We start from the raw sequence: 14,110 nt of genomic DNA on the forward strand, positions 1-14,110 counted from the left end.
GGACTTCGCAAGTAAATAGAAATTTAATAACAGTAACACAACAAAATTAGTCACACCAACTAATTCCATAATTTAAAAATTAGGGCTTATGAAAACAATTACTCATGAAATCATTATAAAACGTTGCCTGTTTTTGATGGTTTTCCTTATTCAAAGTTTTGTGTTTTCGCAAACACAAACGAACATATTAGAATCTAGTTCTATAGATTCTAGTGTTATTACCGTCAATGGAGATGAAATTCTTTCTAAAGACACTCAAGCTAGTTGTAGTGCGAAGGATTTCATCCTAGAAAAATTGTATTTGGGAGATGCGAATGGAGCGCCGTTGGGGAACTCATGTACTCCAGGGTCTACTGTTGCCGCTTCTATATATGCCTATTTCGATGGGCCAACAAATGCAGATAGATATAGTCTATATATGGACTATGATATCTATATCAACGGCGTGTACAGTTCTCATGTTAATACTTGTTTATATACAGGACAAGTTGTCCCTATTCGACAAAATTTAAAATTAACAGATATATCTTGGCAATGTGGTGACCGAGTTGAGTTAAAGAACTTTTATATGGCTTGGCAAACCACACCTGGAAAACCATGTTCTACTCATCCTTCTAAATGTTATTTTAACGGAGAAGGTTACCATGTAGATGCGCCATTAATCGCTAATTTCTCATCTACTACTACATGTGATTCTTATAAGGTAGATTTTACAAGCACCACAACTGGTGGAGATACTGATCACCCTTACACTTATAAGTGGGACATTAATAATAATGGAAGTGTTGAATACACAACTGCCAATCCTAGTCACACGTTCCCTGGCCCGGGAACTTATTCTGTTAAACTTACAGTAAACGATTATGCCGGTAAAGTAGATTCACAAATCTATTCAATAACGGTAAATTCATTATTACAGAATTTAAGCTTGACAACTACTAACATTGCTTGTAATGCTAGCAATACTGGTGCAATTACAGCTAGTGGTGTTACTGGTGGTGACGGCAACTACACCTATTCAATTAGCCCTGTACCAACTGGCTATATTCAAAATGGTGCTCAATTCACAAACTTATCAGCGGGTACTTATACTGTAACTGTTACAGATGGCAGTGGTTGCTCAGTTAGTGCGACTGCCACAATTACAATGACGGAAGGCACAACACCTGCAATAACTGCACCTGCAAACCTAAGTGTGGAAGGTTGTTCAATTGCTGATATTAAAAACAATGAGACTACGGCTTTAGATTTTAGTGCAACTCCTATAAGCATTAGTACAGCACAATTTGAAACAGAAGGTGGAACCTTTGTTGAAGAGAATGTTGATACAATTACTTACCAAGATACTGCATCTGGTTCATGTCCTATAGTAATAACCAGAACGTTTACTATTACAAATGATTGTGGCTTATCTGCTACTGCAACGCAAACTATAAACATTGCTGATTCTGTCGCGCCTGTTTTTGCAGCATTACCTGCGCCATCAACTATTGAATGTGGTGTAACACCAAACTTTGCTCAAGCAAGCGTTTCAGATGCATGTGGTTCAGACCTAACATTGACATTTGAAGATGTAACAACTGATGGCGAGTGTGAAGGTGCCTATGCCATCACTAGAACTTGGACTGCAACTGATGCTTGTGGTAATACTTCTACTGCTTTTCAAACTATCAACGTTGAAGACAACACTGCTCCAGTATTTGCAGCATTACCAGCCGAATCAACAATTGAATGTGGTGAAACACCAAACTTCGCTCAAGCAAGCGCAATTGATGCATGTGGATCTGAAGTAACATTGACTTTTGAAGATGTTACAACTCCTGGTTCAACTGCAGGTGTCAACGTGATCACAAGAACTTGGACAGCGACTGATGCATGTGGAAATTCTTCAACAGCATCTCAAACAATAAACGTTCAAGATAGTACAGCTCCAGTTTTTGCCGCGTTACCTGCGCCATCAACTATCGAATGTGGCGAAACGCCAAACTTCGCTCAAGCAAGCACAACGGATGCATGTGGTGCTGAAGTAACCTTAACTTTTGAAGATGTTACTACTCCTGGCGAATGTGAAGGTTCATACGCAATTACAAGAACTTGGACAGCGACTGATGCTTATGGAAATGCTTCAACAGCATCCCAAACCATCAACGTTGAAGATAATACAGCTCCAGTATTCGCAGCATTACCTGCGGAGTCTACAATAGAATGTGGTGTAACACCAAACTTCGCTCAAGCAAGCGCAACGGATGCTTGTGGATCAGAAGTGACCTTGACTTTTGAAGATGTTACCGCTCCTGGCTCTACTTCGGGTGTTAGCGCGATCACAAGAACTTGGACAGCAACAGATGCTTGTGGAAATACTTCTACTGCCTCTCAAACGATCAACGTTCAAGATAATACAGCTCCAGTTTTTGCTGCATTACCTACGCCATCAACTATCGAGTGTTCAGAAACTCCTAATTTTGCTCAAGCAACTGCTACGGATGCATGTAGCTTGGAAGTCACCTTAACTTTTGAAGACGTCACTACTCCTGGCGAATGTGAAGGTTCTTACACGATTACAAGAACATGGACCGCAACTGATGCTTATGGAAATGCTTCAACAGCATCCCAAATCATCAACGTTGAAGATAACACCGCTCCAGTATTTGCAGCATTACCTGCGCCATCAACTATTGAATGTGGTGAAACACCAAACTTCGCTCAAGCAAGCGCGACTGATGCATGTGGATCTGAAGTAACATTGACATTTGAAGATGTAACAACTCCTGGTTCAACTGCAGGTGTTAACGTAATCACAAGAACTTGGACTGCGACTGATGCATGTGGAAATGCTTCTACAGCATCTCAAACAATAAACGTTCAAGATAATACAGCTCCAGTATTTGCTGCATTGCCTGCGCCATCAACTATCGAATGTGGCGAAACTCCAGAATTTGCTCAAGCAACTGCGACGGACGAATGTGGATCAGAAGTAACATTGACTTTTGAAGATGTTACTACTCCTGGCGAATGTGAAGGTTCTTACGCAATTACAAGAACTTGGACAGCGACTGACGCTAATGGAAATGCTTCAACAGCATCCCAAACAATAACTGTTCAGGATAATACAGCTCCAGTATTTGCTGCATTGCCTGCACCATCAACTATCGAATGTGGTGAAACGCCAAACTTCGCTCAAGCAAGCGCAACTGATGCTTGTGGATCTGAAGTAACATTAACTTTTGAAGATGTGACTACTGATGGTGAATGTGCTGGTGCTTATACTATCACTAGAACTTGGACAGCAACTGATGCTTGTGGTAATGCTTCAACGGCATCACAAACTATCAATGTTCAGGATATCACGGCACCTGTTTTTGCAGCATTACCTGCTCCATCAACTATTGAATGTTCAGAAACTCCAAACTTTGCGCAAGCCAGTGTAACTGATGCTTGTGGATCTGACGTGACATTGACTTTTGAAGATGTAACGACTGATGGCGAATGTGGTGGTGCTTACGCAATCACTAGAACCTGGACAGCAACTGATACATGTGGAAATACCTCTACGGCATCACAAACAATAAATGTTCAAGATAATACAGCTCCAGTAATAAACACAATAGCAACTGATCTTGTAGTTGAATGTGATGGAAATGGCAACAGTGGTGCTTTTGATGCTTGGTTGAATTCAAACGGTGGTGCTACTGCAACAGATGCGTGCTCAACTAACTTAACATGGTCAAACAACTATGACGGCTCAACTTCTGATTGTTCTAAACCAGTTGTTGTTACTTTTACGGTAATTGATGAATGTGGAAACGCTTGTTCAACTACAGCAACCTATACCATTCAAGATTCTCATCCTCCTGTCATTACTGCTGCAGCTGATGTAACGGTTGAATCTGATGGAAAAGGAAATAAAAGTGACTTACAAACGTGGTTAGAGAATAACGGTGGTGCTACTGCAACAGATGACTGTTCTGCTATCTCATGGTCTAATAACTTTACAAGCTTATCTGACTTATGTGGGGCAACAGGTGCTGCTACTGTAACTTTTACGGCAACTGACGCTTGTGGAAACTCAGACAGTACAACGGCTACATTTACAATTGTAGATACTACAGCACCAATTATATCACCATTACCAGATGTAACAACAATTGAGTGTACAGAAACACCAAACTTTGCTCCGGTAACGGCTATTGATTCTTGTGGATCTCCAGTAACATTATCTTTCCAAGATGTTACGACTCCAGGAGAATGCGATAATACATATTCTATAACAAGAACATGGACTGCAACTGATTTTTGTGGGAATGCTACAACGGCATCGCAAACAATCAACGTTGAAGATACAACAGCTCCTGTTTTTGCAGCATTGCCTGCGGAATCGACTATTGAGTGTTCAGAAACTCCAAACTTTGCTCAAGCAAACGCTACTGATGCTTGTGGATCTGAAGTGACATTGACTTACGAAGATGTTACAACGGATGGCGAATGTGCAGGTGCTTACTCAATCACGAGAACTTGGACAGCAACTGATTCATGTGGAAATGCTTCAACAGCATTACAAACAATCAACGTTCAAGATACTACAGCTCCTGTTTTTGCAGCATTACCTGCAGAATCAACTATTGAATGTGGTGAAACACCAAACTTCGCTCAGGCAAGTGTAACGGATGCTTGTGGAACTGAAGTAACATTAACTTTTGAAGATATTACAACTGACGGCGAATGTGCTGGTGCTTACGCTATCACTAGAACATGGACTGCTACTGATTCATGTGGAAATGCTTCAACAGCATCACAAACAATCAACGTTCAAGATACTACAGCTCCTGTTTTTGCGGCCTTACCTGCAGAATCAACTATCGAATGTGGTGAAACACCAAACTTCGCTCAGGCAAGTGTAACTGATGCTTGTGGATCTGAAGTAACATTAACTTTTGAAGATATTACAACTGACGGCGAATGTGCTGGTGCTTATGCAATCACTAGAACTTGGACAGCGACGGATTCTTGTGGAAATGTGTCTACAGCATCACAAACTATCAACGTAGAAGATAACACAGCTCCAGTATTTGCAGCATTACCTGCGGAATCCACAATTGAATGTGGTGAAACGCCAAACTTTGCTCAAGCGACTGCAACGGATGCTTGTGGATCTGAAGTTACTTTAACTTTTGAAGACGTTACAACCACAGGTTCAACTGCAGGTGTTAGCGCGATCACAAGAACTTGGACAGCAACGGACACATGTGGTAATTCTTCTACTGCATCTCAAACTATCAACGTTCAAGATAACACAGCTCCTGTATTTGCAGCATTACCTGCAGAATCGACCATTGAATGTGGTGAAACGCCAAACTTTGCTCAAGCATCGGCTACTGATGTTTGTAGTTCTGACGTTACCTTAACTTTTGAAGACGTGACTACTGCTGGTGATTGTGAAGGTACATATTCGATTACAAGAACTTGGACAGCGACTGATGCTTATGGAAATGCTTCTACTGCATCACAAACTATCAACGTTCAAGATACTACAGCTCCCGTTTTTGCAGCATTACCTGCAGAATCAACAATAGAATGTGGTGTAACACCAAACTTCGCTCAAGCAAGTGCTACTGATGCATGTGGCTCTGAAGTAACATTGACTTTTGAAGATGTTACTACTGATGGCGAGTGTGCTGGTTCATACGCCATCACTAGAACATGGACTGCGACTGACGCTTGTGGAAATGCTTCTACTGCATCACAAACTATCAACGTTCAAGATACTACAGCTCCCGTTTTTGCAGCATTACCTGCAGAATCAACAATAGAATGTGGTGTAACGCCAAACTTTGCTCAAGCAACGGCCACTGATGCATGTGGCGCTGACGTAACATTAACTTTCGAAGATGTTACTACGGATGGCGAGTGTGCTGGTGCGTACTCCATCACTAGAACATGGACAGCGACTGATGCTTGTGGAAATGCTTCTACTGCATCTCAAACAATAAACGTTCAGGATATGACTGCACCTGTGATTGCTGCTTTACCTGCAGAATCAACAATAGAATGTGGTGTAACGCCAAACTTCGCTCAAGCAACGGCAACGGATGCTTGTGGATCTGATGTAACATTAACTTTTGAAGATGTTACTACTGATGGCGAGTGTGCTGGTGCATATTCTATCACTAGAACTTGGACTGCGACTGATTCTTGTGGAAATGCTTCAACAGCATCACAAACTATAAACGTTCAAGATAACACAGCTCCTGTTTTTGCCGCTTTACCTGCAGCATCAACAATTGAATGTGGTGTAACGCCAAACTTCGCTCAAGCAAGTGCAACGGATGCATGTGGATCTGACGTGACATTGACTTTCGAAGATGTTACTACGGATGGTGAGTGTGCTGGTGCATATTCTATCACTAGAACATGGACAGCGACTGATGCTTGTGGAAATGCTTCAACAGCATCTCAAACTATCAACGTTCAGGATATGACTGCTCCAGTAATTGCTGCGTTACCTGCTGAGTCTACAGTAGATTGTGGTGTAACTCCAAACTTCGCTCAAGCAACGGCAACGGATGCTTGTGGATCTGACGTGACATTGACTTTTGAAGATGTAACAACTGACGGCGAGTGTGCTGGTGCATATTCTATCACTAGAACTTGGACAGCGACTGATGCTTGTGGAAACGCTTCAACAGCATCACAAACTATAAACGTTCAGGATATGACTGCGCCTGTTATTGCTGCATTACCTGCTGAATCTACAGTAGATTGTGGTGTAACTCCAAACTTCGCTCAAGCAACGGCAACGGATGCTTGTGGATCTGACGTCACATTGACTTTTGAAGATGTTACTACGGATGGCGAGTGTGCTGGTGCATATTCTATCACTAGAACTTGGACAGCGACTGATGCTTGTGGGAATGCTTCTACAGCATCACAAACAATCAACGTTCAGGATATGACTGCGCCTGTTATTGCTGCATTACCTGCTGAATCTACAGTAGATTGTGGTGTAACACCAAACTTTGCTCAAGCAACGGCAACGGATGCCTGTGGATCTGACGTCACATTGACTTTTGAAGATGTTACTACGGATGGCGAATGTGCTGGTGCATATTCTATCACTAGAACTTGGACTGCGACTGATGCTTGTGGAAATGCTTCAACAGCATCTCAAACAATCAACGTTCAGGATATGACCGCTCCTAGCCTAGTTACTGAATACGATACAGAAATCACAATTTCGTGCGACAATATTCCTGCCGCTCCAGAATTGGTTTTTGAAGATTCTTGTTCAAGCAACATCAATGTAGCGTTCACTGAAACGTCTACTGCTACTGATAGTGCTTCTAGCTATGTCATCACAAGAACTTGGACAGTATCTGATACGTGTGGCAATGAAGCTGCTTACACACAAACTATAAATGTGAATCCAGCTGCTGCAATTACTGTTACTGATACAGAACTTTGTAATGGTGATGACCTAAACTTTGACCTCTTCGATTTATTAAGTGGCACTTATGACACTAATGGAACTTGGTCAGTTGTTGCAGGAAACACCTCATTGGATGGTAGTTTATTTAATCCATACCAATTGGAAATAGGTACTTACACCTTTAAATACACATTAGCTGATGACTACTGTACTTCTGAAACTTTGGTAAACATTACCTTGAATGATGATTGTGTGGTATTACCATGTGGCGCTGAAGATGTAGTGATTTCTAGAGCGGTAACTACTTATGCTGACGGAAAGAATGATTTCTTTACAGTTACTGGTGTTGAAACTTGTGGATTTACTGTAGAACTTCAAATATTCAACCGTTGGGGTGCATTGATCTATGAGTCTAAAAACTATCAAAATGATTGGAATGGAACATCATCAAAAGCATCCGTTGGTAATTCAAACTATGTACCAACAGGAACATATTACTACATCGTTAACCTAAAAAACAGTGGATTAAAACCTTTTACAGGTCCAATCTACGTTGCAACCAAATAACTATTAACCTATGAAATTTTTAAAGTTTAACATTATCGTTTTCATACTGTTCACTAGCTGGATGGGAGTTGCACAACAATTACCACAGTTTACACAGTATATGTACAATACCATCTCCATTAACCCGGCGTATGCTGGTAGTCGCGAGACGTTGAGTATGGTAGGTCTGCACAGGAGCCAATGGGTAGGACTTGAAGGAGCACCTACAACCCAAACAATCTCTGTACATGCACCATTGCGTAATGAAAAGATTGGTCTTGGGATGTCATTTATTAATGACGAACTAGGATACCAAAATTTCCAATACCTCTACGCTGACTTTTCATACACAATTCAAACAAGTCAAAACACTAAGTTGGCATTTGGATTAAAAGCTGGATTCACCGGATTTAGTCTTGATTCAGAATTTAGAGAAGCTGAGTTTGATGATCCTGTAATCTATGGTTATGAAAACAGATGGAAACCTAATATTGGTGCTGGTGCGTATTGGCATTCTAACAGATGGTACTTAGGGCTTTCAGCGCCTCGATTATTGAACTCTGATTATAACGGAGAACAAGAGTTTGAAGCTTTAGAGCGCTTAAGCTACTACTTTACTGGAGGTTATGTGTTTGATCTTGGTGCAACAACCAAATTTAAACCTGCATTTATGGTGAAAGCCACCAACGGTGCTCCCCTATCTTTAGATCTTACGGCCAATTTCCTTTTCAACGAAGTATTGTGGATTGGTGGTGGTTACAGAATTGATGAAAGAACGTCTGCTTTAAGTGGAATTGCTGATTTTCAAGTGACGAAACAATTACGTATCGGTTACGCTTATGAGTATCCATTCTCAGATCTAAGACCTTATACAAGTGGAACTCACGAAATCCTCTTGATGTTCGAAATCTTTAAAAGTAAACGTATTAAATCGCCTCGATACTTCTAAAACTTATGACTATGAAAACAAAATTATTTATATTTCTTTTTGCGCTTAGTAGCACGTTCATGGTTGCTCAAAAGAAACTGGCAGATAAATTCTTCGAGAATTATGCCTACGTAAAAGCAACGGAACTCTATGAAGAGGCAGTAAAAAAAGGCGACAGCAGCGAGCATGTTTTAACCAGATTGGGCGATTGTTACTATAACAACTCCAAGTCTCAAGAAGCTGCACTGTGGTACGGGAAAGCTGTTAACAAATACAACAAAGTCAATCCAGAATATATTTTTAAATACATTCAAAGTTTAAGAAGTATTGGCAATTATGTTGAAGCTGATAAGTGGATGGTGAAGTTTAAGGAGATTCAAAGTGGCGATACCCGAGTTAAGGATTTTGATGCCAATAACCTCGATATGTATGAAGAATTAGCTTCTACGGATGATGCGGTTGTTCAAATTGAAAACTTGCCTTTTAATTCTGAATTCTCTGATTTTGGCGGATATATCGCTAATGGAACACTCTATTTTGCATCTGCAAGACATAAAGATTTGAAGAAGAATTACGGATGGAATGATGAACCGTTCTTAGATTTATATACACTAGCGGTTACAGAAAAAGAAGGTAAAAAAGAATATGGAGATCCTGAATTTATCAGTTCAGAGAAAATTAACTCTCCTTATCATGAAGCTTCAGTTGCCATTACAAAGGATGGAAAAACAATGTACTTCACTAGAGATAATCTAAACAAAAGAAACAAGTTAGGTTATGACCGTAAAGGGACTTCACATCTTAAACTGTATAAAGCTACTTTAGAAGATGGGCAATGGGGATCTATAGTTGAACTTCCTTTTAATGACACTTACTTTTCTAACGGTCACCCTGCGTTAAGTCCAGATAACTCGAAGTTGTATTTTGTGTCTGATCGCGAAGGCGGATTTGGTCAAACTGATATTTACGTCGTAGACATTTTAGACAATGGAAAGTACGGTACACCTCAAAATTTAGGTCCTAAAGTAAACACTGCAGGACGCGAAATGTTTCCTTTTATAGCGAAGGATAGCACCTTCTACTTTTCTTCTGATGGGTACTTAAATTTAGGTCTTTTGGATATTTATAAATCCAACATCCTAAAAGATGAAAATGCCGAACCAGAAAATCTTGGAGCGCCTTACAATAGTGGTTATGATGATTTTGCATTCTTTATGAATGACAGCACCAAAACAGGCTACTTCTCTTCAAACAGACCAGGTGGCAAAGGTGGTGATGATATTTATAGTTTTAATGCAGAACCTTGCAAACAAAAAATTGAAGGTATTGCTAGAGATATCAAAACAAATGAAGTTCTTGCCAATGTTGAGGTGAAATTGATCAATAAAGCTGGGAAAATCATTGCTACGGTAATGACTACTGAAACTGGAGCGTTTGCATTTGATGCTGATTGTGACAAGACTTATACAGTTTTAGGCAGCAAGAAAGATTATAAAGATGATCTTAAACAGGTGGCTACTAATTTCGAAAACGGAAAAGTCAACAATGCTGATCTATTCTTAACACCGTTAATTGATAATAACCAAATTGTAATCAATCCTATTTTCTTTGATTTTGATAAATGGAATATCAGAACAGATGCTGAGTATGAATTGGAGAATATTGTTGATGTGATGAGAGCGCATCCAGAAATGGTGATCAAAATTGAATCGCATACAGACAGTAGAGGAAGTGATAGCTACAACATGAAGTTATCTGACCGAAGAGCAAAATCTACAAGAGATTATATCATCTCTCGTGGAATAGCTGCAGAGCGCATAGAAAGTGCAATTGGCTATGGTGAAACTCAATTATTGAACAAATGTTCTAATGGGGTTAAATGTAGCTCAGAAGAGCACCAAATGAACAGACGTTCTTACTTCTATATTTTGAAAGATTAATTATAACACATATTTGAATTGGAAAAGCAGACTTTAGAGTCTGCTTTTTTTTGTCCTTATAGTTTATGATTCAACTTGAGTAAACAGTATTAATTTTACAGAATTAGTCAGGGAAAACAGCGTTTGCTTTGACACTATTCCTTCGTACGCAAATTGGAATAATGCATATAGGAAGCTGAATTTTGATCGATGAGAATTGCAGCGTAGAAGATAAAGTTTAATGAGAGGAACTGTATCTTCTGATGTACAAGAAACCGGATGGCCTAGTTGAGTTCATTCTTAATGTATGATAATATGTATATCAAATCAAGTTTCGAATGAGCTATGTTCAAAAAAGCTAGTAATTCAAATGCCTTCCCAAGTGATCAAAAATTGATATTTAAAAAAGGTGTGTTGAGAGCTTTTGAAGATTCGTGAGGCATCCTCAAAATCAAATTTGTGGAAAGGCATTAGGGACAATCACACGCTGATTTCTGCATGGTACAAGAGAATGTATTTAGTTTAATCGACAACATTGAGCATAAAAAAAAGCCACTTCAGGAGTGGCTTTAGAATAACTAACTAAACTTAAAAATCAATATTATTCTAACGTTTAATAAATATATTAGTAAAGTACCATTTACCTTCAGAATTCTTTTCTGCAGAGATATCAAAATCAGTGAAATCTCCTTCAATATTTGCTTTATGACCTGGGCTATTTAACCAAGCTTTTACGACTGTTTCAGCAGTTGTATAAGAGTATGCTACGTTTTCAGATACTTTTAAAGCATCAGCATTATTTACTAAGCTCTCTTTACGCTTGAAAAAATTATCATGGTTTACTTGGTTAACGGTAACCATATAATCGGTGTGTGTGAATGCAACAGATTTAATGATACTCAAATTGTTCAATGGTTGTAAATCCATTCCTATTCTATGAGCATTGATCAATTCTAAAATTTCAACTTCAATTGCCTTAGTTGCTGGCGTATGAATTGCAGAAGGATCTAACTTTTGATCATCTATATCCTCAGAGGAACAAGAGAACGTGAACATGGCAATTAAAGCCATCATTGGCAGTAATAATGTAGGTTTCATAGTCGGTTAATTAGATTTGGTGGAGCTAAATTAGAAGACTAATCCAAAAAAACTGTTAAAGAAATGTTAAAATCGATGAAAAACACACACTTTATCGATTTTATAAGTCAATCACCGATGAAATACACGTTTTTAAGTAACACATATTGATTACACCGATTAATTTCGCCTTTAATCGGACACAAAATCGGCTATTTCTTGCATAAAAATCATAAAAATGATTAACGCCTGATTTCTAATAATTTAAAATCCAAAAAATCCTATAAATAGCAGTGGAGATCGATGCTACTTTACCGTAAAACATAAATTATGGAACAAATAAGGAATCCAAGTCAACAGTGACTAAGAGTAAAACTGATGAAGATTAGGTAGTAACCGAAGCAATAATAATACTGACGTAAATCATGAGAAACCCAAATAAGGCGGAGCCACGCTGGGGTTTAAAGAAGGAAAATAAAATTTCTAAATATGGATTATTATATCATGGGGAAAGTCGCTCCATAACCCAATCAAACTCTTCATTTAACGTAAATCTGATACGGTCATGCAATCTATTAGGACGCCCTTGCCAAAACTCCATCGACACTGGTTTCACTATAAATCCACCCCAATAGGCAGGTCTCGGAATTGCCTTCTCTTTATAGTCTTCTTCCAGTTGGCGCAAATTAGCTTCAAGAACATCTCTGTTCTTTACCACTTCACTTTGATGGGACACCAAAGCTCCTAATTGACTGCCATGCGGGCGCGATTCAAAGTAACCATCGCTCATATTAGGTGCGATTTTTTCAGCAACGCCTTTTATAATGACTTGTCGTTCTGCCTTAGGCCAAAAAAAGGATAAACAAACGTTTGGGTTATTTAGGATAGCTTTACCTTTTTCGCTTTCATAATTGGTATAAAAAATAAAGCCTTCATGGGTGAATTTCTTTAGCAGCACTACCCTACTTTTAGGAAAACCATCCAAACCAATTGTAGAAATAGTCATGGCATTGGTTTCGCCTTCATCAAAGTTGGCATCTACTTCGTGAAACCATTTCTGAAAAACTTCAAGTGGATTATCACTAATATTAGCTTCTAACAACTCTTGTTTCTCGTAAGATTTTCTATAATTACCTAAGTCTGTATTCATTATCTCTTTCTGTGCGTTAAAGGAATTTTTAGAGCTTCGCATCCTATAAATTTAAGCATATTTTGCTTTACATCTTATTTGAGGATCCTAAATATCAAGTATTAAAACACCCGCGGACCTCAATAATTATCCAAAATTAAAAGATTTCCCATCTTTGGCCAGCTTGACCGGTTTAAAAATAGTCTCGGCCTCACGTTTAAATTCATTCAAATCGTCATAACGTGTAGAATAATGCCCTAAAATGAGGGTTTTTACATTGGCTAATTTTGCTATTTGCGCTGCTTCCTTGGCTGTAGAATGTTTCGTTTTTGGCGCTAAATGCGCATGCTTATCTAAGAAAGTAGATTCATGATAGAGCACATCTACATCCTTAATAATAGGAACTATGCTTTCCTTATAGGCCGTATCACTACAAAATGCATAGCTTTTTGGTGGATGTGGTGGTGAAGTCACTTTTTTATGATCAATGAGTACACCGTCATTATTGACGACATCATGACCTTGTTTTAATTTGTTGTAATACGCAATATCGATATTGGCTTCTATAACGGACGGCATATTCAAGTGACGTTCGCCTTCTTTCTCTCTGAATAAAAAGCCGTTGGTATACACGCGATGATCCAAAGGAATGGTCCACACCTCTACTTTATCATCTTCAAAAATAAGTTCTGATTCATCCGAAGTCAATTCGTGAAAAAACAACGGATAATTGGTCCAGGAATCGGCCAATTTCATTTGAAGCGTTATCACTTCCTTTAAGCCTTTTGGGCAGTGAATATGCAATTCTGTCTCGCGCGTCAGTAATCGAAAAGTAGAAATCAAACCTACCAATCCAAAGAAATGATCGCCATGTAAATGTGAAATAAAAATGTGCTTGATGCGCGCAAATTTGATTTTATTGCGTCGTAATTCCACTTGGGTACCTTCACCACAATCAATCAGGAACAGATGGTTATTAATCTCCAAAACCTGAGCGGTAGGATTGGTATCCTTTCGTGGCGTTGCACTGAAGCAACCAAGTATGGTAAGTTTCATAGTATGCGTTTAGAAGTTTTTCGTTTAGGAAT

General features: G+C 39.1%; 6 protein-coding genes. 3 read left to right on the top strand and 3 right to left on the bottom strand.

Going from position 1 to position 14,110, the window contains the following annotated elements:
- The first annotated feature begins 88 nt into the window (after window positions 1-88).
- Genes Q0947_RS03540 through Q0947_RS03550 form a run of 3 tightly spaced genes read left to right on the top strand, consistent with a single transcriptional unit; the run spans window position 89 to window position 10,837 of the window.
- Window positions 89-7,990, top strand: a complete 7,902-nt coding sequence (locus tag Q0947_RS03540; protein ID WP_299391478.1) for a gliding motility-associated C-terminal domain-containing protein — start codon at window positions 89-91, stop codon at window positions 7,988-7,990.
- 10 nt (window positions 7,991-8,000) lie between these two features.
- Window positions 8,001-8,918, top strand: a complete 918-nt coding sequence (locus Q0947_RS03545) for a type IX secretion system membrane protein PorP/SprF (RefSeq protein ID WP_299391480.1) — start codon at window positions 8,001-8,003, stop codon at window positions 8,916-8,918.
- Between the two features lie 11 nt (window positions 8,919-8,929).
- Entirely contained in the window at window positions 8,930-10,837 is a 1,908-nt protein-coding gene (locus tag Q0947_RS03550; RefSeq protein ID WP_299391483.1) for an OmpA family protein, read from the top strand.
- Between the two features lie 585 nt (window positions 10,838-11,422).
- On the opposite strand, the gene Q0947_RS03555 is transcribed toward Q0947_RS03550, so the two are convergent.
- The 3 genes from Q0947_RS03555 to Q0947_RS03565 all read right to left on the bottom strand — a co-directional run bounded on the left by Q0947_RS03555 (window position 11,423) and on the right by Q0947_RS03565 (window position 14,078).
- A complete protein-coding gene (locus Q0947_RS03555; protein WP_299391485.1) occupies window positions 11,423-11,914 on the bottom strand; it encodes a CAP domain-containing protein in 492 nt (163 codons plus the stop codon).
- A gap of 481 nt (window positions 11,915-12,395) precedes the next feature.
- The gene (pdxH, locus tag Q0947_RS03560; RefSeq protein ID WP_299391488.1) at window positions 12,396-13,043 is read right to left on the bottom strand and encodes a pyridoxamine 5'-phosphate oxidase; all 648 of its coding nucleotides are present in this window, start codon (window positions 13,041-13,043) and stop codon (window positions 12,396-12,398) included.
- Between the two features lie 126 nt (window positions 13,044-13,169).
- Window positions 13,170-14,078, bottom strand: coding sequence for a ribonuclease Z (locus tag Q0947_RS03565; protein ID WP_299391491.1), 909 nt, complete (start codon window positions 14,076-14,078; stop codon window positions 13,170-13,172).
- Window positions 14,079-14,110 lie beyond the last annotated feature (32 nt).

This window comes from uncultured Gelidibacter sp., from assembly GCF_947500795.1.
GTDB lineage: Bacteria > Bacteroidota > Bacteroidia > Flavobacteriales > Flavobacteriaceae > Gelidibacter.